Raw genomic sequence first — 19,610 nt, forward strand, 5'->3', positions numbered from 1 at the left:
TCCCCTGGCACAAGAACGTCCTGGTTTTGCACCTGCACTGTGCAGCCCGGGCGCCATCGTCCCGGGTGTGCATCCGATGCAGAGTGGTTGGCGATGCAAGACTTGGGTATCGCATTCCAGACGGCAGGTGGTGACTCCGGCGGAAATCACGACGGACCTCTCCCCGCGCCCCACGACTGGCTGATGAAGCGGAATTGCTCGCTGAGTCCACGCCAGGTCGGCTGGTTTTACCTCTCGATCCTCACTGTCTCGCTTGCCATCGCGCTGTTTTTCGCGTGGCAAGGGTCCTGGCTCGTGCTGCCGTTTGCCAGCATCGAGTTGGCCGGGCTGGGGATCGCCCTGCTTGTGTATGCGCGCCATGCGACAGACTATGAGCGCGTCAGCATTACCGACGGCATGCTGGTCGTGGAGACAGCCAGCGGCACGCAGGTGACGCGCCACGAATTCAACCCGCGCTGGGTGCGGGTCGAACTGGGTGAATCGCTCCGCGCGCTGGTGACGCTGCGCTCGGGCGGGCGTGAGGTACAGGTGGGGTGTTACGTGGACCCGTACCGGCGGCGCAAGTTCGCGCAGGAGCTCGCAGCGGCCTTGCGCCACCTCTGAGAGGGGGCAGGGGCGGCGGCGGGGACAGATTTGAATCTGTAAATTGGGTAGATAACAAATGAAAATGTGGAAGAAGGCATCCGCAGCTTGTCTGGCAGGTGCGTCCCTGCTTGCCAGCCACGCGGCGTTCGCGGTCAGCGACATGCCCGGCGGCCCCGCCGTGCGCCAGCTCAACCTGACCGAGCCCGTTACCAAGATCGCCGAACAGATTCACTGGCTGAACTGGATGATGCTGATCATCTGCACGGTGATCTTCGTCGCGGTGTTCGCCGTGATGTTCTATTCCATCTTCACGCACCGCAAGGCCAAGGGCTCCAAGCCCGCTTCCTTCCACGAGAGCATCACGGTCGAGGTGGTCTGGACCATCGTCCCGTTCCTGATCGTGATCGCGATGGCGCTGCCGGCCACCAAGACCGTGGTCGCGATGAAGGACACCACCAACTCCGACATCACCATCAAGGCCACCGGCTACCAGTGGAAGTGGGGCTATGACTACCTGAAGGGCGAAGGCGAGGGCATCTCCTTCGTGTCGACCCTGACCACCCCGCGCGAGCAGATCAACAACGAGCAGCCCAAGGGCAACACCTACCTGATGGAGGTGGACAACGAGCTGGTCGTGCCGGTCAACAAGAAGATCCGCATCGTCACCACCGCCAACGACGTGATCCACGCCTGGATGATCCCGGCCTTCGGCGTCAAGCAGGATGCGATCCCCGGCTTCGTGCGCGACACCTGGTTCAAGGCCGAGAAGATCGGCGTGTACCGCGGCCAGTGCGCCGAGCTGTGCGGCAAGGAACACGCCTTCATGCCGATCGTGGTGCGCGTGGTTTCCGATGCCGACTACACCAAGTGGGTCGACGGCAAGAAAAAAGAGCTGATGGCCAAGGCCGACGATCCCAACAAGACCTGGACGCTGGACGAATCCAAGGTGCGTGGCGAGAAGGTCTACGCCGCCAACTGCGCGGTCTGCCACCAGCCCAACGGCAAGGGCGGCGGCGCCTTCCCGGCGCTGGACGGCTCCAAGATGGTCAATGGCCCGAAGGCCGGCCAGATGCACATCCTGCTGGAAGGCAAGGGCGGCATGCCGTCGTGGAAGCAGCTGTCGGACACCGAGCTGGCGGCGGTCATGACCTATACGCGCAACGCCTGGAGCAACAAGACGGGTGAAGTGATCCAGCCGAGCGACTTCGTGGGTGCCCGCGCGGGCAAGTTCCCCGAAGGCGGCGGCGCGGCCGGCGGCGAAGCCCCCAAGGCCGACGCCAAGCCCGGCGCCAAGCAGGCCAGCCTCGCGGGCAACCGCGTTGCAGGCTGACCCGCTGAAGACAGAACAGGATTAGAGGAGCATTTGCGATGAGTACTGCTACCCCGGACGCACTCGCCCATCCGCACGATCATGCGCATGACGACCACGCGCACGATCACCCGCATGGCTGGCGCCGCTGGCTGTTCGCCACCAACCACAAGGACATCGGCACGCTGTACCTGCTGTTCTCGTTCATCATGCTGCTGTCGGGCGGCCTGCTGGCGCTGCTGATCCGCCTGGAGCTGTTCGAGCCGGGCCTGCAGTTCTTCCGCCCCGAGCTGTTCAACCAGTTCACCACCATGCACGGCCTGGTGATGGTGTTCGGCGCGATCATGCCGGCCTTCGTCGGCTTCGCCAACTGGATGATCCCGCTGCAGATCGGCGCGTCCGACATGGCGTTCGCGCGCATGAACAACTTCAGCTTCTGGCTGATGCCTCCGGCCGCGCTGCTGCTGGCCGGCTCGTTCTTCGCCCCGGGCGGCGCCACCGCCGCCGGCTGGACCCTGTACGCGCCGCTGTCGGTGCAGATGGGCGCGGGCATGGACATGGCCATCTTCGCGATGCACATCATGGGCGCGTCGTCGATCATGGGCTCGATCAATATCATCGTGACCATCCTCAACATGCGTGCCCCCGGCATGACGCTGATGAAGATGCCGATGTTCTGCTGGACCTGGCTGATTACCGCCTACCTGCTGATCGCCGTGATGCCCGTGCTGGCCGGCGCCATCACCATGGTGCTGACCGACCGCCACTTCGGCACGAGCTTCTTCTCGGCCGCCGGCGGCGGCGACCCGGTGATGTACCAGCACATCTTCTGGTTCTTCGGCCACCCCGAGGTGTACATCATGATCCTGCCGGCATTCGGGATCATCTCGCAGGTGGTGCCGGCGTTTGCCCGCAAGCGCCTGTTCGGCTACAGCTCGATGGTGTACGCCACCGCCTCGATCGCCATCCTGTCGTTCATCGTGTGGGCCCACCACATGTTCACGACCGGCATGCCGGTGACCGGCCAGCTGTTCTTCATGTACGCGACCATGCTGATCGCGGTGCCCACCGCCGTGAAGATCTTCAACTGGATCGCGACGATGTGGCGCGGCTCGATGACCTTCGAGACCCCGATGCTGTTCTCGATCGGCTTTATCTTCGTGTTCACCATCGGCGGCTTTACCGGCCTGATGCCGGCGGTGGCGCCGATCGACATCCAGCTGCAGGACACCTACTTCATCGTGGCGCACTTCCACTATGTGCTGGTGGCCGGCTCGCTGTTCGCGCTGTTCGCGGGCTTCTACTACTGGGGTCCGAAGTGGAGCGGGTTCATGTACAACGAAGCCCGCGGCAAGGTCCACTTCTGGGGCTCGCTGATCTTCTTCAACGTGACCTTCTTCCCGATGCACTTCCTGGGCCTGGCCGGCATGCCGCGCCGCTATGCCGACTACCCGACCCAGTTCACCGACTTCAACGCGATTGCGTCGATCGGCGCGCTCGGCTTCGGCCTGATGCAGGTGTATTTCCTCTTCTTCGTGGTGCTGCCGTCGTACCGTGGCGGCGAGAAGGCCGCGGACAAGCCTTGGGAAGGCGCCGAAGGACTGGAATGGACCGTGCCGTCGCCGGCGCCGTTCCACACCTTTGAAGTGCCCCCGCAGGTTCGCTAAGCGGCCAGCGTAACCAGGCGTGGTGGCGGCAATGTCCGCCACCACGCCAGCCAGTCACACAACATGCAGGCTCCAGACAAAAACCCATCACACCCGGACCCGAAGGCCGCCAACCGGCGCCTTGGCCTGATCCTGCTGTCGATCGTGGTGGTTTTCTTTTTGGGGTTCTTCGCCAAGATGGTGTTCCTTGGCTGAGGTGGCAGGGTAGCGAGATGAGCGTCGACCAGCAGGGCAGGGAAGCGCAGGAAGCGCGGGAAGCCGACAAGCGCTTCAACCGCGGCATGATGGTGCGATTGGTGGTGATCGTCGCCGTGATGTTCGGCTTCGGCTATGCGCTGGTTCCGCTGTACAAGAAGATCTGCGACATCACCGGCATCAACGTGGTGACCACGCGCGAGCTGCATGGCGGTTCGGTGAAGAACACGCAGGTCGACAAGAGCCGCACGGTCACGGTGGAGTTCGACTCCAACGCGCGCGGGCCCTTTGCCTTCCGTCCGGTGAAGAACAGCATGGAAGTGCATCCGGGCGAGATGATGACCATCGTCTACGAGGTGGCCAACGGGCAGTCGCGCGATATTTCCGCGCAGGCCATCCCGAGCTACGCCCCCAAGCAGGCGACCCAGTATTTCAAGAAGCTGGAGTGCTTCTGCTTCAAGCAGCAGACGCTCAAGGCGAACGAGGCGCGCGAGATGCCGGTGGTGTTCGTGATCGACCCCGCGCTGCCCAGGGATGTGAAGAGCATTACGCTGTCGTACACCTTCTTCGAGGTGGGCACACCGGTGGCGCAGGCTCCCGAAGGCCAATTGTCGACACCGGCGACGGCGCCGGCGGGCAAGGGCAGCTAAGGGGGCGCGATGGACGAACTCAAGGACGCCGCCAAACGGAAGATGTCCTTCGCGCAGACCATGCGCGCGGTGCTGTGGTCGTTTATCGGCCTGCGCAAGGGCGCGGAGCACGAGCGCGACATGGCGCGGCTGAACCCGGTGCATGTGGTCATCGCCGGGCTGATCGCCGCGGCAGTGTTTATCGCGGTGCTGGTCGTCATCGTCCGGATGGTGGTCAGCCAGGCGGCAGGGTAGCAAGGCAGGAAGGGTAGACAACAAGGCAGTCGCAGAAAAACAACCGCGCCGACGGGGCCGTCCACAGGAGGCGGGCGGCCCCGGGAAAACCGGCACGGATAACGAATACTGAATCAAAGACTCTGAGCTGGAGATAAAAGAATGAGTGCGAATCGCGCAAACGCTCCGTACTACTTCGTACCGGGCCCGTCGCGCCACCCGATCACGGCAAGCTTCGGCCTGCTGATGACAGGTGCCGGAGCCGCCGGTTGGGTGAACGGGCAATCCTGGGCGCCGTACCTGTGCGTCTTCGGCCTGCTGTGGTTCCTGTTCGTGCTCAAGAGCTGGTTCGGCGACGCCATCAGCGAATCCGAAGGCGGGATGTACGGCAAGAACATCGACATCTCGTTCCGCTGGTCGATGGGCTGGTTCATCTTCTCCGAGGTGATGTTCTTCGCGGCGTTCTTCGGCGCGCTGTTCTATGCCCGCGCCATCGCCATGCCGTGGCTGGGCGACCTGAACAACAAGATCCTGTGGCCCGACTTCGCCGCGGTGTGGCCCAACCTGGGGCCGGCCGGCGTGGTGGAATCGTTCCAGACCATGGGCCCGTGGCCGATCCCGACCATCAACACCGCGCTGCTGCTGATGTCGGGCGTGACGCTGACCTGGGCGCACCACGCGCTGCTGGCCGGCAAGCGCAACCAGCTGATCCAGGGCATGGTGCTGACCATCCTGCTGGGCGCGATCTTCATGTGCCTGCAGGTGTACGAGTACATGCACGCCTACCAGGACCTGAACCTGAAGCTGACCTCGGGCATCTACGGTTCGACATTCTTCCTGCTGACCGGCTTCCACGGTTTCCACGTGACCATGGGCGCGATCATGCTGGCGGTGGTGCTGGGCCGCGTGCTCAAGGGCCACTTCACGCCGGATCACCACTTTGCCTTCGAAGGCGCCGCCTGGTACTGGCACTTCGTTGACGTGGTGTGGCTGTTGCTCTACGTCGTGGTGTACTGGCTGTAAGCTGCCATACCCGCCGGCCGCCCCGCAGCGGGGTGCCGGCGCCAACGCAAAGGAGAAACGCCGCAGGAGGCCCGGCAGCCTGCGGCGTTTGTCGTTTGCATTGGCCTCAAGCCATGCGGTCCGTCAGGGCGCCATGCGGATGCCCGTGCTATGGATCCAGCCCATCCAGCTCGAGAACAGGATGAACAGGAACAGCGCCACCGAAAAACCCACGCGCAGCATCAGCGAGCGCATCATGTTGGGCGTCTTGCCGCGGTCGCGCATCATGAAGAACAGGGCGGAGGCCAGGCTGGCGATGATCAGGATGAAGGCGACGATGATGACGAAGCGCATGGCGGGGCGGGTTGGCAGCGGAGCTTGCCGCAGTCTCGTAGTAGTGGCCGCGATGGATGACGGTGCGGCACATTATCGCACCGGCCCCGCATGCATGCCGCCGGGCATGTCGGCGCAATGAAGGCAGGCCGCCTACTCGGCGTGCTGCCGCTGGCCGCCGCGCTGGTGGTGATTGCCGTGACCGCTGCGCTTGGCAACTGGCAGCTCAACCGCGCGCACGAGAAAGAGGCGCGCGCCGCGCGGCTGCAGGCACTGGCGGCACAGCCGCCGGTGGAACTGGGCACCGCGCCGCTGTCACAAGTTGTGACGGATCGAAGGGTGCGGGTCACGGGGCGGTTCGACACGGCCCGCACCGTATTGCTGGATAATCGCCCCCACGGCGCCGGCGGGCGCAGCGGCGACAGCCGTGCCGGCTTCCTGGTGGTCACGCCGCTGGTGATTAGTCCGGCACAGGACGGTGCCGGCGCCACGCGGGCGGTGCTGGTGCTGCGCGGCTGGCTGCCGCGCGATGCGCAGGACCGCACCCGGATCGCGCCCTTTCCGACGCCCGACGGCGAGGTGACCATCGAAGGCACGGCACTGGCGGCCGTGCCGCGGGTCTATGGCCTGGGCCAGGCGGCCAGCGCCGAGGCCGGCAGCAAGATCCGCCAGAACCTGGAAATCGCCGACTACGCCGCCGAAACCGGGCTGGCGCTGCAGCCGCTGGTGGTCGCGCAGCGCAGCGATACCGGCGACGGCCTCGCTCGCGACTGGGCGCCGGCCGATGCGGGCGCGGACCGGCACTATGGCTATGCCTTCCAGTGGTTCGGCCTGGCTGCGCTGACGGTGGTATTGGTGGCGGTGCTGGGCTGGCACGCGCGCCGGCGCGCGGTATCGTCCGCGGCCCGCAACAACGCATGAACGGATGGCAGCACGACCGGGGCAGGTTCCCGGACGGGCCTGACTGCAGATGAAAAAGGACAGACGTACTCCCATGTCACAGCAAGACTCCGCCCCGGCACCCGTCGGGCCTCCCGCGATGTCGGCCTCGCCGCAGGATCCCCGCATCGACGCGCGCACGCGCCGTGGCCGCCTGCAGATGCTGATGCTGTTGCTGGTGTGCGCCTCGCCGGTGATCGCCTCCTATTTCACCTACTACGTCATCAAGCCCAGGGGCGGCGCCACCAACTACGGCGCGCTGGTCGATCCACAACGGCCGATGCCGCCGGTGCGCGTCACCGACGAGCAAGGCAACGCCGTGCCGCTGGAGCAGTACCGCGGCAAGTGGCTGCTGGTGACGGCGGATCCGTCCGCGTGCGACGAGGCCTGCGCAAAGAAGCTCTTCACCATCCGCCAGATCCGCGCCGGGCAAGGCCAGGACCGCGAGCGCATCGTGCCGGTGTGGCTGATCACCGATGACGGCAAGATCGACGAGCGCCTGAGCACTGCCTACAACGAGCCCTACGCCGGCGTGCGCTTCCTGCGCATCGACCACCAGGTGGCGCAGCAATGGCTGCCGGCCGAGCCGGGCAAGCGTGCCGAGGACACCATCTTCCTGGTGGATCCGCTCGGCAACCTGATGATGCGCTTCCCGCAGGATCCGGACCCCAAGAAGCTGAGCGGCGACCTGAAGAAGCTGCTCAAGGTCTCGCGCATCGGTTAAGGGGAAGGGCATGCTGCTGCAACTGGCCGTCATCGGCGTCCTGATCGCACTGCTGCCGCTCAGCTACGTGCTGGTCAAGGGCGATCGCAACAAATACCGCAAGCTGGTCTGGATCACCGCCTTCCTGACGCTGGACCTGATCATGTTCGGCAGCTTCACGCGGCTGACCGACTCCGGCCTGGGCTGCCCGGACTGGCCGGGCTGCTATGGACACTCCAATCCGCATGCCGCGATGGAGCCGATCCGGGCGGCCGAGACCGCGCTGCCCAGCGGTCCGGTGACGCTGATGAAGGCGTGGATCGAGATGATCCATCGCTACTTCGCCATGGCGGTGGGCGTGCTGATCATCGCGCTGATGGTGCTGGCATGGGTCAAGCGCCGCGAGCTGAAGCAATCGCCATGGTTCGCCACCGGCGTGCTGGTGCTGGTGTGCGTGCAGGGCGCATTCGGCGCGTTCACCGTGACCATGAAGCTGCAGCCGATCATCGTGGTCACGCACCTGATGCTGGGCATGGCACTGCTGGCCGCGCTGATCCAGCTGGGCTCGCGCAGCGACCCGCCGCACCCGGTCGTACCCGAGGCGGCGCGGCTGCACTGGCCGGTTCGCATCGGCTTGCTGCTGCTGGTGATCCAGATTTTCCTGGGCGGCTGGGTCAGCACCAACTACGCGGTGCTCGCCTGCACGGATTTCCCGCTGTGCAACGGCCAGCTGGTGCCCGAGATGGACTTCCGGCACGGCTTCACGCTGTGGCGCCAGCTTGGCATGACGGCCGCTGGCGACTACATCCCGCACGCTGCGCTGGTTGCGATCCACTGGGTGCACCGGGGCTTTGCATTCGTGGTGCTGGGCTACCTGGCGTGGTTCGGCTTGCGTGCGCGCCGGCTCGACGGGCTGCACCGGCAGGCAGGCTGGCTGCTCGGCATGCTGGTGCTGCAACTGGCCACCGGGATGTCCAATATCGTGTTCGACTGGCCCCTGGTGGCGGCGGTCGCCCACAACGGCGGCGCGGCGGTGCTCCTGCTGCTGCTGGTCCGCCTCCACTACAATATAGGGCTCGCGACCCGGGCCGCCGGCGCCCCCAAAGCCATGCCGAACGCCGCCCGCGCCACATGAAAGACAAGACCCCTTCCGTGGTTACCGCTACACACCCTCATTCACTGGGCAAGCTGAGCCGGATACGGCATCTGGCCCGGCAATATGCCGCCCTGACCAAGCCGCGCGTGACGCAGCTGGCAGTCTTCTGCGCCATCATCGGCATGTTCCTGGCCACGCCCGGCATGGTGCCGTGGCGCGTGCTGATCGGCGGTGCCGCAGGCATCTGGCTGCTTGCCGGCGCCGCCTTTGCCATCAATTGCCTGGTCGAGCAGAAGATCGATGCGCTGATGCGCCGCACCGCCTGGCGCCCGTCCGCCACCGGCGAGATCACCACCCCGCAGACGCTGGTGTTCTCCGCCATCCTTGGCGGCGCTGGCATGTGGATGCTGCACGAGTTCGCCAACGACCTGACGATGTGGCTGACCTTCGCCACCTTCCTGGGCTATGCGGTGGTCTACACCATCCTGCTCAAGCCGGCCACGCCGCAGAACATCGTCATCGGCGGGCTGTCCGGCGCTATGCCGCCGGCGCTGGGCTGGGCCGCCGTCGCCGGCGAAGTGCCGGCCGAGGCCTGGTTCCTGGTGCTGATCATCTTTACGTGGACGCCGCCGCACTTCTGGGCGCTGGCGCTGTACCGGCGCGCCGACTATGCCAAGTCGGGCCTGCCGATGCTGCCGGTCACCCACGGCGAGCGCTACACGCTGCTGCATATCCTGCTGTACACGCTGATCATGATCGCGGCGACGCTGCTGCCGTTCGTCTACGGCATGAGCGGCTACATCTACCTGGTGGCCGCGCTGGCGCTGGGCGGCGGCTTCCTGGCCTATGCCTGGAAGATGTACCGCAATTACTCGGACGAGCTGGCGCAGCGCACCTTCCGCTTCTCGATCCTGTACCTGTCGCTGCTGTTCGCGGCGCTGCTGGTCGACCATTACTTCAAGTTCGTGCCGCAGGTCTGACCGGCCTTGCCACGCTGCGGGCTGCGTCATCTTGTCGCGGCCGGCGCAGCGCGGCGGCGCCATCGGCGATACTGGGTGCTTTCGCCGACCTTTCCATTGCTGATCGTTCCACACAAGCTTTCGCGCATGCCCAGACCCGCTTCCGGCCTGTTCTCAGCCTTCCGCCGCTTTTCCCTGGTTGCCGCGCTCGCGCTGGCGCTGGCAGCCTGCGGCCAGCAGAAGGCGTCGTTCCGCAATGTCGATATCAGCGGCGCGGCGGATTTCGGCAAGGATTTCTCGCTGCCCGACCACAATGGCAAAGTCCGCACCATTGCCGACTTCAAGGGCAAGGCGGTGGTGATGTTCTTCGGCTACACCCATTGCCCCGACGTATGCCCGACCACCATGGCCGAGCTCAAGGCGGTGATGGAGCAGCTGGGCCCCGATGCCGACCGCGTCCAGGTGCTGTTCGTCACGGTCGATCCGGAGCGCGACACGCAGGCGCTGCTGGCGCAGTACGTCCCAGCATTCGACCCGCGCTTCCTGGGCCTGCGCCCGGCCGACGACGCCGCGCTGCAGAAGCTGGCCAAGGACTTCAAGGTGTTCTACGCCAAGGTGCCGGGCAGCTCGCCCAACAACTACACGGTGGATCACTCGGCGGGCAGCTATGTATTCGATCCGGAAGGCCGGCTGCGGCTGTTCATCCGCCACGGCCAGGGGCCGGAGCCGATCGCGCACGACCTGAAGCAGCTGCTTTCCTGACGCCTGACGGTGCGGCATAACGTCGCACCGCTGCGATCGCAGGCAAAAAAAAGCCGGTCCACTTGGACCGGCTTTTTGCATGGGTGCCCGGCATCAGGCAAATGCCTGCAGCGCCCCTTTCATCTTCTTCATCGCCGCGGCTTCGATCTGGCGGATGCGCTCCGCCGAGACGCCGAACTCGGCGGCCAGCTCATGCAGCGTGGCGCCGCCCGAGCCGTCGTCGGCCACGTTCAGCCAGCGCGCCTCGATGATCCGGCGGCTGCGCTCGTCCAGCCGGCCCAGCGCTTCTTCCAGGCCTTCGACCTGCATGCGGTCCTGGCGCTTGGCTTCCAGCACGCGCGTGGGTTCGTTGTGGTTGTCAGCCAGGTAGGCGATGGGGGCGAATTCCTCTTCGCCGTCGTCGACCTGGCCTTCCAGCGCGAGGTCGCCGCCCGACAGGCGGGTTTCCATCTCCATTACTTCTTCCGGCTTCACGTTCAGCTCGCGCGCCACGGCCTCGACCTGCTCCGGCGTGAACGTGTGCGAACCCTGCTTGTGGCTGCGCAGGTTGAAGAACAGCTTGCGCTGGGCCTTGGTGGTTGCCACCTTGACCATGCGCCAGTTCTTCAGCACGTACTCGTGGATCTCGGCCTTGATCCAGTGCATCGCATACGAGACCAGGCGTACGCCCTGCTCGGGATCGAAGCGCTTCACGGCCTTCATCAGGCCGATATTGCCTTCCTGGATCAGGTCGGCGTGCGGCAGGCCATAGCCCAGGTACTGGCGGGCGATCGACACCACCAGTCGCAGGTGGGACATCACCAGCTGGCGGGCGGCATCGACGGAATCGTTATCGCGGAGATCGCGCGCCAGGCGCTGCTCTTCCTCCGCGGTCAGCAACGGAATTCGGTGGACAGCCTGGATATAGCTGTCGAGATTGCCCACGGTCGCCGGGAAGGTCAGCGCAAAGCTGCTCCCGCTACGGGGCGCCGTCGGCAGACGGCTAGTCGTCAGGGTTTGTTCGGCAGACAAGACTGCGTTCACTCAATCGCTCCTTTCGCATCCGGCGGTTGGGTTGCCGGGTCATGTCCCGCACGTCCTTGTGGGAACGGCGGCGGCACTGCAACACATCTTAGCACTCCATCCGGGTGAGTGCTAATTGGAGTCCCAACGGTCTTGATAGTTCCCGTCGATTGACTCACCGCATAGAATAGCAATAACGCTATGAAGCGGCTTCGGGGATACTCGTGGCTGGGTACACTCGTGTTAGAGCGAATGTGTGCCCGCCGGTTCTGCATGCCAGTGGAATGATTTGTTGCGCCAGCGGCTACACTCGACGCAAGCGGCGGCAAGCTGGCACGCTTGCCGATCTCTCATACTCCGGAGGAGCTATGTCTGCTATCGAACACTTGTTGAAACCGCATGTGCGCGACCTGGGCGATTTCACCGTGCGCCGCCTGCTGCCGGCCGCTGCGACCCAGACGGTCGGGCCATTTATCTTCTTCGACCATATGGGGCCGGTGCAGATGCCGCCGGGCGAGGGTGCCGATGTGCGCCCGCATCCGCATATCGGGCTGGCGACCGTCACATACCTGTTCGAAGGCGAGATCATTCACCGCGACAGTCTCGGCAGCGAGCAGGCGATCCGGCCGGGCGACGTCAACTGGATGACTGCCGGCCACGGCATCGTCCATTCGGAGCGCTCGCCCGATTCCGCGCGCGCCGACGGCGCGCGCCTGCACGGCATCCAGACATGGGTGGCATTGCCGCAGTCGCACGAGACCGACGAACCGTCCTTCTTCCACCATCCCGCTGCAACGCTGCCGCGCATCGAGCGGCCGGGGGTGCGCATGGTGGTGATCGCCGGCGATGCCTTCGGCAAGACTTCGCCGGTCAAGGTCTTCAGCCGCACCCTGTACGTGGCGATCGAGCTGGATGCGGGCGCGAGCGTGGAGATCCCCGCCGACCATGCCGAGCGCGGCATCTACCCGGTGGACGGCGCGGTGTCGCTGGACGGCGAGCCGCTGCCGGCCGAGCACATGGTGGTGCTGACGCCCGGGCAGCCGGCGCTGCTGATGGCGACGGCGCCTTCGCGCGTGATGCTGCTGGGAGGCGACCCGACCGACGGCCGCCGCTTCATCTACTGGAATTTCGTGGCCAGCAGCAAGGAAGCCATCGAGTCCGCTGCCAGACGCTGGGAGGACGACCAGTTTCCGCGCGTGCCGGGCGACGAGCGCGAGCGCATCCCGCTGCCGGCGCGCAAGCCCTGAACCGGGCGGTCCGGGCTCAGACCGCGCTCAGACCGCGCGTTTAGACCGGACTGGCCCAGGTGACGCGGGTGCCGAGCTTCAGGCACTCGCGGATGGCTTCGACCTGCGTGGCGATTGGCGCCGGCACCGGCACGGCGCCATCGAGCACGCGCCGGATCCATGCCGCGGTCAGGCCGGCATCATTGCCGGGCGGCAGATCCGGCACTTCGGCCAGCGATCCGCCGGAGGGATCGACCAGCGTCTGCTGGTGCCCTTCATGCAGCCAGTCGATGCGGCCGCTGCGGCGCGCATCGGCCACCACTTCGCCTTCGGTGCCGCGTGCCAGCAGCACGTTGGCCGGCTCGTGAGAGAAATAGTCGGTCAGCGTCTCGCGGTATTCCGGGTGGGTATAGCTATACAGCCGCAAGCCTTCAGCCGGCGCGTGCTCGCCCACCGGCTGCAGCATCTTGGCCACGGTATGCGACGAGTTGCGCAAGCCGATCACGGTGCGCCGCTCCAGCAGCTGCGACAGGCCCGGCGACAGCACATCGACCGGCAGCACCGCCAGCGGGCCGTCGCCGCCGGTCTCGCGCAGCCGTGCCGAGGCTTCGGCCGTGCTGGCGCACAGGGGAATGCCCAGCGCCTCGAACAGGGTCATGCTGGTGATGCGGTCATTGAAGACGCGCGTCCCGTGCACCAGTACGGGGATGCCGTCGCGAGCCAGCAGCAGCGCCAGCAGCGGCACCAGGTTTGGCTGCTTGCGTGCGCCGTTGTAGCTGGGGATCACTACCACCTGGCGCTCGGGCGGCGCGGGCAGCGGCTGGCAGTGCGCATGGGCGGCCTCGAGCATGCCGGCCAGTTCGTGCGGGGCCTCGCCCTTGATGCGGTAGGCCATCAGGATCGCGCCCAGCTCCAGGTCGGACACGCGCCCAGCCAGCATCGCGTCGAACAGGGTCTTGGCGTCGTCGCGCGGCAGCGCGCGCGCGCCGTTGACGCCACGGCCGACTTCCTTGATATAGCGGGCGGCGGAAAACGGGTTGGCTGGCGTGGTCATGGCGGCTTGGGGGAGGAGTCTGTTCTGGGTTCATGATAGCGGAGCAGCGCCGTCGCGCCCATCGCCGCCCGTTGCCACGGACGAGCGCGACGGCGGGGAGCACGCTCAGGCTGCTTCCTGGAGCGCGGGATTGCGCTGCTTGCGGTAGAGAAAGTCCAGCACCGCGGTACGGCAGGCGTGGTAGTCCTTGTCGTCGGCCAGCGCCACGCGGTCGCGCGGGCGCGGCAGGTCCACCCTGAGGATCTCGCCGATGGTGGCGGCCGGGCCGTTGGTCATCATCACGATGCGGTCGGCGAGCAGCACGGCCTCGTCGACATCGTGCGTGACCATCACCACCGTGCTGCGCGTGCGCGCCACGATCTTGATCAGTTCGTCCTGCAGGTGTGCGCGGGTCAGGGCATCGAGCGCGCCGAAGGGTTCGTCCATCAGCAGCACCTTGGGCGCCATCGCCAGCGCGCGGGCAATGCCGACGCGCTGCTTCATGCCGCCGGAGATCTCGTGCGGATACTTGCCCTCGGCGTGCGTCAGGCCCACGAGTGCCAGCGTCTCGTGCGTGCGCGTCTTCAGTTCAGCCTTGCCTTCGCTGGCACCGAACACACGCTCCACGCCCAGGTAGACGTTCTCGAAGCAGGTCAGCCACGGCAGCAGCGAATGGTTCTGGAACACCACGGCGCGCTCCGGCCCGGGTCCGGCGATCTCGCGCCCGGCGCAGATCAGCGCGCCGGTGGTCGGCGTGGCCAGCCCCGCGATCAGGTTCAGCAGCGTGGACTTGCCACAGCCGGAGTGGCCGATCAGCGTAATGAACTCGCCCTCGGCGATCTGAAGGTTGATGTCGCGCAGGGCGACGAACGGCCCTTTGCGCGTCTTGAAGGTCTGTCCGACGTTCTCGATGCTGACGAACTTGTCCATGGCGTCTCTCCCTCGCTTTTAGTTGGCGCCGTAGCTGAAGCGCCGTGCCAGTGCCAGCAATGCATGCTCGAGCATCAGTCCGATGATGCCGATCACGAAGATCGCGATCACGATGTGCTCGACCTTCAGGTTGTTCCACTCGTCCCACAGCCAGAAGCCGATGCCGGTGCCGCCGGTCAGCATCTCGGCCGCGACGATCACCAGCCACGCCGTGCCGATCGACAGCCGCACGCCGGTCAGCATGTAGGGCAGCACCGCGGGAAACAGCACCCGCGTGAACACCTTCCATTCCGACAGGTCAAGCACGCGCGCCACGTTCAGGTAGTCCTGCGGCACGCGCGTGACGCCTACCGCGGTGTTGATCACCATCGGCCAGATCGAGCAGATGAAGATGGCCCAGATCGCCGCCGGGTTGGCAGCCTTGAACAGCAGCAGCCCGATCGGCAGCCACGCCAGCGGCGAGACCGGCCGCAGCAGGCTGATCACGGGCGACGCCATCGCGTTCAGGAATGCAAAGCGCCCGATCAGGAAGCCCGCCGGAATGCCGATCACGGCGGCCAGGCCGAAGCCCGCGGCCACGCGCGCCAGCGACGCCAGCACATTCCAGCCGATGCCCTGATCGTTGGGGCCGTTGCGGTAGAACGGGTCGGAGAACAGCGGCACCGCCGCGTTCCACGTTGCACCCGGCGTCGGAATCGCCGGGATCAGTGTGGCGATGCCGTGCCAGGCCATCACGAACACGGCAAAGCCCAGGATCGGCGGCACGGCCTTGAGCACCAGCGCGCCGAGCAGGTCTTGGCGTTGTGCGTGGCGTTGTGCGCGCCGTTCCTGCGCGGCGATTTCCAGCTCGCGCCGCCGTGCGCGTTCCTTGATGTCGGTGTCGGTGGCGGCGACATTGGCAGCATTGGCGCCTTCAGGCGCGGTGTGGGCGATGGCATTCACATCGGGCTCCTTTATCCAGGGGCGCTGCGGATCGGTGGGGTGGTGGCGGCCTGTGGTCAAGCGTTCTGCGCGCCGGCCTTGATCTTGAAGCCGTCGGCATACGCCTTCGGGTCCTTGGTGGCATCCCAGACCACGCCGTCGATCAGCTTTGCGGTACGGAAGTCGCCCTTGGGCAGCGGCACCTGCGCCGCGGTGGCGGCCTGCCTGAAGATGTCGATGCGGTTGACCTGCTTCGCCACGGCCAGGTAGTCGGGGTGCTCCTTGAGCAGGCCCCAGCGCTTGTGCTGGGTCAGGAACCACATGCCATCGGACAGGAACGGGTAGTTGGCGCTGCCGTCCTGGTAGAACTTCATGGCATCGGGATCGTCCCAGGTCTTGCCCAGGCCGTTGCTGTAGCGGCCAAGCATGCGGTCCAGGATGATGTCCATGTCGGTGTTGACGTAGGACTTGGCGGCGATGGTCTCGGCGGTCTTGCGGCGGTTCGAGGCCGAAGCGTCGATGAACTTGGACGCTTCCAGCACCGCAGCCACCATCGCGCGCGCGGTGTTGGGGTACTTCTGCACGAATTCCGCGGTGGTGCCGAGCGTCTTCTCCGGATGGTTCTTCCAGATCGACTGGGTGGTCTCGGCGGTAAAGCCGATCTTGTCGGCGATGGCGCGCGCGCCCCAGGGCTCGCCCACGCAGAAGCCGTCCATGTTGCCCACGCGCATGTTGGCCACCATCTGCGGCGGCGGCACGGTGATGGCCTTGGCGTCCTGCATCGGGTTGATGCCGTTGGCCGCGAGCCAGTAGTACAGCCACATCGCGTGCGTGCCGGTGGGGAAGGTCTGCGCGAAGGTGTAGTCGCGCTTTTCCTTCATCATCAGCGCCTTCAGGCTGGCACCGTCGCGCACGCCTTTCTCGGCCAGCTTGGACGACAGCGTGATGGCCTGGCCGTTGTAGTTCAGGTTCATCAGGACCGCCATGTCTTTCCTGGGGCCGCCGATGCCGAGCTGCACGCCGTAGATCAGGCCGTACAGCACGTGCGCGGCGTCGAGCTCGCCGTTGACCAGCTTGTCGCGCACGCCGGCCCACGAGGCTTCCTTGGTCGGCGTGATCTTGATCCCGTACTTCTTGTCGAGGCCGAGCGTGGACGCCATCACCACCGAGGCGCAGTCGGTCAGCGGGATGAAGCCGATGCGCACGTCGGTCTTCTCGGGGGCGTCGGAGCCCGCCGCCCACGCCCCGGCGCGCACCAGCGGATCGACCAGCGTCATCACGCTGGCGCCGGCGATGGTCGCCAGCGCGCGGCGGCGGCCGCTGCTGGCCGGCACCGCGTCGGCTGCGGCCGCCGAGGCGGCTTCGGAGGCGTTCACCGCCGCGTGCAGCGGCTTGGCAATCCTGAGGCGAGAGGGCATTGCGAAACTCCAAGAAAAAAGCGTCCCCGTCCGTGCCGGCTTCGCCAGAAGACGGGTACGGTGCAGGGACGCCGTTGTCCATGGCGTGACGCAGCCTGCGTTGGCTGGGTCCGCCTAAATTGTGATCGGCCGCCGTTGGCCGATGCCTGCATATCGCAAGGCGTGTGCCAGCCTGTGCGGTGCAACATTTCGGGGCGGAACCGTGCCGGCGGAGTGATGCTTCGGGATGAAATGAGCGAACGCGGTGCGTGCGCCGGCTGCGCTGCCGCATCCCGGGGCAGAGCCGAGGACCGCGGGGCGCGAAGGATTCGCTTTGGGGCAGCGCCAGTATCGTGCATTGCACCAGCCGCGGGCTGTGGCGCCCCGCGGCCGGCAGGCGGGCGTTCAGCCCATGACGTCGATCACGCGCTGGGCTGCATCGACCAGCTTCAGGCCGCGCTCCATCGCCATGCTGCGCAGGCGCTTGTAGGCCTCGTCCTCGGTGATGCCGCGCGCCTGCATCAGCAGGCCCTTGGCGCGCTCGACCACCTTGCGCTCGGCCAGCTTGAGGCGGGTGGCGTCGAGTTCGGCGCGCAGTTGCTGGTCCAGCTCGAAGCGGGCATAGGCGACGTCGAGCACCGTCTTGACGCGCTCGGCGCGCAGGCCGTCGACGATATAGGCGGTGATGCCCGCCGACAGCGCGGCCTTGATGCGCTGGCTGTCGTCGTTGTCGGTGAACAGCACAATGGGGCGCGGCGCATGCTGGGTCGAGACGCAGACGTGCTCGATGGTGTCGCGCGCGGCCGATTCCGAGGCGATGATCAGCATGTCGGGCTGGGTCGCGGTGATCACGTCCGGCAGCCGCAAGTCGGCATCGACGATCTGGATCTCGCTGAAGCCCGCGCTGACCAGTCCGTTGCGGATGGTCTCGACGTTGAGTGGGTTACCGTCAAGGGGATCGCGCACCAGCAGGATACGCAGCGCCCGACCGGCGGCGGGGGCAGGCGTCGATGGCGATGGGGGCGGATGGCGTCGGGTCATGGCTTGATTCTGTTGCAGTGCGCCATGCAAGATTCGCGCCGGGTTCGGCGGTCCACGCCGCACTGCCGTGGTGCAGAGTGGTCGCGGGCCCGCCTGGATTCATTGTATGCCGTCGTACGCAGCCCACCGCGCGCGGTGTATCCTGTGGCCCTGCCGCGCCGGGGGCGTCTGCTGGCGACGCCGCGATGCACACCCTCGCATCCCGGCTGCGGGACCGATCAGAAAAAATCTGGAGAGATGCATGACCGAATTCGTGTTCGCCCCGCCGGCCCCCGTTGGGGTGCCGGTGCGTGGCAGCGACGCTAGCTTCCCGGTCCGCCGCGTGTACTGCGTCGGCCGCAACTATGCTGCCCATGCCCGCGAAATGGGCTCGGACCCCGACCGCGAACCGCCGTTCTTCTTCTGCAAGCCGGCCGACGCGGTCAGCTACGTCGCCGACGGCACCGAAGGGGCGTTCCCGTACCCGCCGGGCACCAGCAACTGCCACTATGAAGTGGAGCTGGTGGTGGCGATCGGCACGGGCGGGCGCGACATCCCGGTGGAAAGCGCCGCGCAGCACGTGTTCGGCTACGCCGTGGGCCTGGACATGACCCGCCGCGACCTGCAGAACGAGTCCAAGAAAACCGGCCGCCCCTGGGAAACCGGCAAGGCCTTCGACAAGTCGGCGCCGATCGGCCCGATCGTGCCGGTCTCGGCCATCGGCCATCCGCAGAAGGGCGAAGTGACGCTGTCGGTCAACGGCGTGGAGAAGCAGCGCGGCGACCTGTCGGACCTGATCTGGTCGGTGCCGGAGATGGTGTCGTACCTGTCCAGGCTGTTCGAGTTGCAGCCGGGCGACCTGATCTTCAGCGGTACGCCTGAAGGCGTGGGCCCGGTGGTCAAGGACGATGTCATGCAATGCCACGTCGGCGGCGTGGGCGACCTCACCATCAAGGTAGTCTGATCCGATGCTCAAGCTCTACAGCTACTTCCGCAGCTCAGCCTCGTTCCGCGTGCGCATCGCGCTGGAACTGAAGGGGCTGCCGTACGAATACGTGCCGGTGCACCTGCTCAAGGACGGCGGCCAGCAGCTCAAGCCCGAATTCCGCGCGGTGAACCCTGACGGCCTGGTGCCGGCGCTGGCCGACGACGGCAACGTGCTGCAGCAATCGCTGGCCATCGTCGAATACCTGGACGAAGTCCATCCCGAGCCGAAGCTGCTACCCGGCACGGCGCTGGACCGCGCCTATGTGCGCGGGCTGGCGCAGGAAATCGCGTGCGAGATCCATCCGCTGAACAACCTGCGCGTGCTCAAGTACCTGAAGCACAAGGTGGGTGTGACCGACGAGGTCAAGGACGCGTGGTACCGCCACTGGATCGAGCTGGGCTTCGAGTCGCTGCAGGCCAACCTGGCGCGCGGCGGCAAGGCGGGGCGCTTCTGCCTTGGCGATACGCCGACGCTGGCCGATATCTGCCTGGTGCCGCAGGTGTTCAATGCGCAGCGCTTCAATGTCGACGTGAGCCGCTATCCGGCGATCGCGAGGATCTACGAAGCGTGCATGGCGATGGAGGCGTTCCAGAAGGCGGAGCCGAAGGCGCAGCCGGACGCGGAGTGAGCGTGTTGCTTTGATGTGCTGAGGGTTTGCTCCCCTCTCCCGCTTGCGGGAG

22 protein-coding genes are annotated in these 19,610 nt (G+C 66.2%); 15 read left to right on the forward strand and 7 right to left on the reverse strand.

What is annotated here, in order from left to right; all coding sequences use genetic code 11:
- Positions 1-93 precede the first annotated feature (93 nt).
- The 7 genes from AC5WJ1_RS01470 (at position 94) to AC5WJ1_RS01500 (ending at position 5,642) form a co-directional block, all read left to right on the forward strand.
- Complete coding sequence (locus tag AC5WJ1_RS01470) at positions 94-603, forward strand: DUF2244 domain-containing protein (protein WP_133094196.1); 510 nt, start codon at positions 94-96, stop codon at positions 601-603.
- A 58-nt stretch (positions 604-661) separates the two neighbouring features.
- On the forward strand, positions 662-1,915 hold the full coding sequence (gene coxB, locus AC5WJ1_RS01475; protein WP_133093605.1) for a cytochrome c oxidase subunit II: 1,254 nt from the start codon (positions 662-664) through the stop codon (positions 1,913-1,915).
- Positions 1,916-1,953: 38 nt separating this feature from the next.
- Positions 1,954-3,561 (forward strand): cytochrome c oxidase subunit I, encoded by a 1,608-nt coding sequence (ctaD, locus tag AC5WJ1_RS01480; RefSeq protein ID WP_135704334.1) that lies wholly within the window; start codon positions 1,954-1,956, stop codon positions 3,559-3,561.
- 63 nt (positions 3,562-3,624) lie between these two features.
- The gene (locus tag AC5WJ1_RS01485; RefSeq protein ID WP_209756341.1) at positions 3,625-3,756 is read left to right on the forward strand and encodes a cytochrome oxidase small assembly protein; all 132 of its coding nucleotides are present in this window, start codon (positions 3,625-3,627) and stop codon (positions 3,754-3,756) included.
- Positions 3,757-3,773: 17 nt separating this feature from the next.
- Positions 3,774-4,406, forward strand: coding sequence for a cytochrome c oxidase assembly protein (locus tag AC5WJ1_RS01490; RefSeq protein ID WP_135704335.1), 633 nt, complete (start codon positions 3,774-3,776; stop codon positions 4,404-4,406).
- A 9-nt stretch (positions 4,407-4,415) separates the two neighbouring features.
- Positions 4,416-4,640, forward strand: coding sequence for a DUF2970 domain-containing protein (locus tag AC5WJ1_RS01495; RefSeq protein ID WP_133093608.1), 225 nt, complete (start codon positions 4,416-4,418; stop codon positions 4,638-4,640).
- A gap of 141 nt (positions 4,641-4,781) precedes the next feature.
- Positions 4,782-5,642, forward strand: a complete 861-nt coding sequence (locus AC5WJ1_RS01500) for a cytochrome c oxidase subunit 3 (RefSeq protein WP_133093609.1) — start codon at positions 4,782-4,784, stop codon at positions 5,640-5,642.
- A 123-nt stretch (positions 5,643-5,765) separates the two neighbouring features.
- Here AC5WJ1_RS01500 and AC5WJ1_RS01505 read toward each other — a convergent pair whose 3' ends face one another.
- Positions 5,766-5,975, reverse strand: coding sequence for a twin transmembrane helix small protein (locus AC5WJ1_RS01505; RefSeq protein WP_029046742.1), 210 nt, complete (start codon positions 5,973-5,975; stop codon positions 5,766-5,768).
- A 117-nt stretch (positions 5,976-6,092) separates the two neighbouring features.
- Here AC5WJ1_RS01505 and AC5WJ1_RS01510 point away from each other — a divergent pair, with 117 nt between their 5' ends.
- The 5 genes from AC5WJ1_RS01510 (at position 6,093) to AC5WJ1_RS01530 (ending at position 10,413) form a co-directional block, all read left to right on the forward strand.
- A complete protein-coding gene (locus tag AC5WJ1_RS01510; RefSeq protein WP_195430492.1) occupies positions 6,093-6,875 on the forward strand; it encodes an SURF1 family protein in 783 nt (260 codons plus the stop codon).
- A 73-nt stretch (positions 6,876-6,948) separates the two neighbouring features.
- Positions 6,949-7,617, forward strand: a complete 669-nt coding sequence (locus tag AC5WJ1_RS01515; RefSeq protein ID WP_135704339.1) for an SCO family protein — start codon at positions 6,949-6,951, stop codon at positions 7,615-7,617.
- Positions 7,618-7,627: 10 nt separating this feature from the next.
- Positions 7,628-8,731, forward strand: coding sequence for a COX15/CtaA family protein (locus tag AC5WJ1_RS01520; RefSeq protein ID WP_195430494.1), 1,104 nt, complete (start codon positions 7,628-7,630; stop codon positions 8,729-8,731).
- Positions 8,728-9,672, forward strand: coding sequence for a heme o synthase (cyoE, locus tag AC5WJ1_RS01525; protein ID WP_133093613.1), 945 nt, complete (start codon positions 8,728-8,730; stop codon positions 9,670-9,672). The genes AC5WJ1_RS01520 and cyoE overlap by 4 nt, the downstream gene beginning before the upstream one ends.
- 126 nt (positions 9,673-9,798) lie before the next feature.
- The gene (locus tag AC5WJ1_RS01530; RefSeq protein WP_133093614.1) at positions 9,799-10,413 is read left to right on the forward strand and encodes an SCO family protein; all 615 of its coding nucleotides are present in this window, start codon (positions 9,799-9,801) and stop codon (positions 10,411-10,413) included.
- Between the two features lie 93 nt (positions 10,414-10,506).
- Here AC5WJ1_RS01530 and rpoH read toward each other — a convergent pair whose 3' ends face one another.
- Positions 10,507-11,436: an RNA polymerase sigma factor RpoH gene (gene rpoH / locus AC5WJ1_RS01535; protein ID WP_133093615.1), complete on the reverse strand. Its 930-nt coding sequence runs from the start codon at positions 11,434-11,436 to the stop codon at positions 10,507-10,509.
- 347 nt (positions 11,437-11,783) lie between these two features.
- Here rpoH and AC5WJ1_RS01540 point away from each other — a divergent pair, with 347 nt between their 5' ends.
- Positions 11,784-12,662 (forward strand): pirin family protein, encoded by an 879-nt coding sequence (locus AC5WJ1_RS01540; protein ID WP_133093616.1) that lies wholly within the window; start codon positions 11,784-11,786, stop codon positions 12,660-12,662.
- 40 nt (positions 12,663-12,702) lie between these two features.
- Here AC5WJ1_RS01540 and ybiB read toward each other — a convergent pair whose 3' ends face one another.
- The 5 genes from ybiB to AC5WJ1_RS01565 all read right to left on the reverse strand — a co-directional run bounded on the left by ybiB (position 12,703) and on the right by AC5WJ1_RS01565 (position 17,963).
- A complete protein-coding gene (gene ybiB, locus AC5WJ1_RS01545; RefSeq protein ID WP_135704343.1) occupies positions 12,703-13,695 on the reverse strand; it encodes a DNA-binding protein YbiB in 993 nt (330 codons plus the stop codon).
- Between the two features lie 105 nt (positions 13,696-13,800).
- Positions 13,801-14,604: an ABC transporter ATP-binding protein gene (locus AC5WJ1_RS01550; RefSeq protein WP_133093618.1), complete on the reverse strand. Its 804-nt coding sequence runs from the start codon at positions 14,602-14,604 to the stop codon at positions 13,801-13,803.
- Positions 14,605-14,622: 18 nt separating this feature from the next.
- A complete protein-coding gene (gene ntrB, locus AC5WJ1_RS01555; protein WP_133093619.1) occupies positions 14,623-15,546 on the reverse strand; it encodes a nitrate ABC transporter permease in 924 nt (307 codons plus the stop codon).
- 56 nt (positions 15,547-15,602) lie between these two features.
- The gene (locus tag AC5WJ1_RS01560; RefSeq protein ID WP_133093620.1) at positions 15,603-16,943 is read right to left on the reverse strand and encodes a CmpA/NrtA family ABC transporter substrate-binding protein; all 1,341 of its coding nucleotides are present in this window, start codon (positions 16,941-16,943) and stop codon (positions 15,603-15,605) included.
- Between the two features lie 384 nt (positions 16,944-17,327).
- Positions 17,328-17,963, reverse strand: coding sequence for an ANTAR domain-containing response regulator (locus AC5WJ1_RS01565; RefSeq protein WP_133093621.1), 636 nt, complete (start codon positions 17,961-17,963; stop codon positions 17,328-17,330).
- A gap of 241 nt (positions 17,964-18,204) precedes the next feature.
- On the opposite strand from AC5WJ1_RS01565, the gene AC5WJ1_RS01570 reads away from it, so the two are divergent.
- Both AC5WJ1_RS01570 and maiA read left to right on the forward strand, forming a co-directional pair.
- The gene (locus AC5WJ1_RS01570; protein ID WP_133093622.1) at positions 18,205-18,906 is read left to right on the forward strand and encodes a fumarylacetoacetate hydrolase family protein; all 702 of its coding nucleotides are present in this window, start codon (positions 18,205-18,207) and stop codon (positions 18,904-18,906) included.
- Positions 18,907-18,910: 4 nt separating this feature from the next.
- Positions 18,911-19,558 carry a maleylacetoacetate isomerase gene (maiA, locus tag AC5WJ1_RS01575; protein ID WP_133093623.1) on the forward strand — a complete coding sequence of 216 codons (648 nt, stop codon included), beginning with the start codon at positions 18,911-18,913 and terminating at the stop codon, positions 19,556-19,558.
- Positions 19,559-19,610: the final 52 nt, after the last annotated feature.

This window comes from Cupriavidus sp. MEYA8 (assembly GCF_059278825.1).

Excerpts from the sequence above, each read along its gene's own strand:
- AC5WJ1_RS01470 (WP_133094196.1), top strand. The coding sequence starts at position 94 with ATGCAAGACTTGGGTATCGCATTCCAGACGGCAGGTGGTGACTCCGGC.
- coxB (WP_133093605.1), top strand. The coding sequence starts at position 662 with ATGAAAATGTGGAAGAAGGCATCCGCAGCTTGTCTGGCAGGTGCGTCC.
- ctaD (WP_135704334.1), top strand. The coding sequence starts at position 1,954 with ATGAGTACTGCTACCCCGGACGCACTCGCCCATCCGCACGATCATGCG.
- AC5WJ1_RS01485 (WP_209756341.1), top strand. The coding sequence starts at position 3,625 with ATGCAGGCTCCAGACAAAAACCCATCACACCCGGACCCGAAGGCCGCC.
- AC5WJ1_RS01490 (WP_135704335.1), top strand. The coding sequence starts at position 3,774 with ATGAGCGTCGACCAGCAGGGCAGGGAAGCGCAGGAAGCGCGGGAAGCC.
- AC5WJ1_RS01495 (WP_133093608.1), top strand. The coding sequence starts at position 4,416 with ATGGACGAACTCAAGGACGCCGCCAAACGGAAGATGTCCTTCGCGCAG.
- AC5WJ1_RS01500 (WP_133093609.1), top strand. The coding sequence starts at position 4,782 with ATGAGTGCGAATCGCGCAAACGCTCCGTACTACTTCGTACCGGGCCCG.
- AC5WJ1_RS01505 (WP_029046742.1), bottom strand. The coding sequence starts at position 5,975 with ATGCGCTTCGTCATCATCGTCGCCTTCATCCTGATCATCGCCAGCCTG.
- AC5WJ1_RS01510 (WP_195430492.1), top strand. The coding sequence starts at position 6,093 with ATGAAGGCAGGCCGCCTACTCGGCGTGCTGCCGCTGGCCGCCGCGCTG.
- AC5WJ1_RS01515 (WP_135704339.1), top strand. The coding sequence starts at position 6,949 with ATGTCACAGCAAGACTCCGCCCCGGCACCCGTCGGGCCTCCCGCGATG.
- AC5WJ1_RS01520 (WP_195430494.1), top strand. The coding sequence starts at position 7,628 with ATGCTGCTGCAACTGGCCGTCATCGGCGTCCTGATCGCACTGCTGCCG.
- cyoE (WP_133093613.1), top strand. The coding sequence starts at position 8,728 with ATGAAAGACAAGACCCCTTCCGTGGTTACCGCTACACACCCTCATTCA.
- AC5WJ1_RS01530 (WP_133093614.1), top strand. The coding sequence starts at position 9,799 with ATGCCCAGACCCGCTTCCGGCCTGTTCTCAGCCTTCCGCCGCTTTTCC.
- AC5WJ1_RS01540 (WP_133093616.1), top strand. The coding sequence starts at position 11,784 with ATGTCTGCTATCGAACACTTGTTGAAACCGCATGTGCGCGACCTGGGC.
- ybiB (WP_135704343.1), bottom strand. The coding sequence starts at position 13,695 with ATGACCACGCCAGCCAACCCGTTTTCCGCCGCCCGCTATATCAAGGAA.
- AC5WJ1_RS01550 (WP_133093618.1), bottom strand. The coding sequence starts at position 14,604 with ATGGACAAGTTCGTCAGCATCGAGAACGTCGGACAGACCTTCAAGACG.
- AC5WJ1_RS01560 (WP_133093620.1), bottom strand. The coding sequence starts at position 16,943 with ATGCCCTCTCGCCTCAGGATTGCCAAGCCGCTGCACGCGGCGGTGAAC.
- AC5WJ1_RS01565 (WP_133093621.1), bottom strand. The coding sequence starts at position 17,963 with ATGACCCGACGCCATCCGCCCCCATCGCCATCGACGCCTGCCCCCGCC.
- AC5WJ1_RS01570 (WP_133093622.1), top strand. The coding sequence starts at position 18,205 with ATGACCGAATTCGTGTTCGCCCCGCCGGCCCCCGTTGGGGTGCCGGTG.
- maiA (WP_133093623.1), top strand. The coding sequence starts at position 18,911 with ATGCTCAAGCTCTACAGCTACTTCCGCAGCTCAGCCTCGTTCCGCGTG.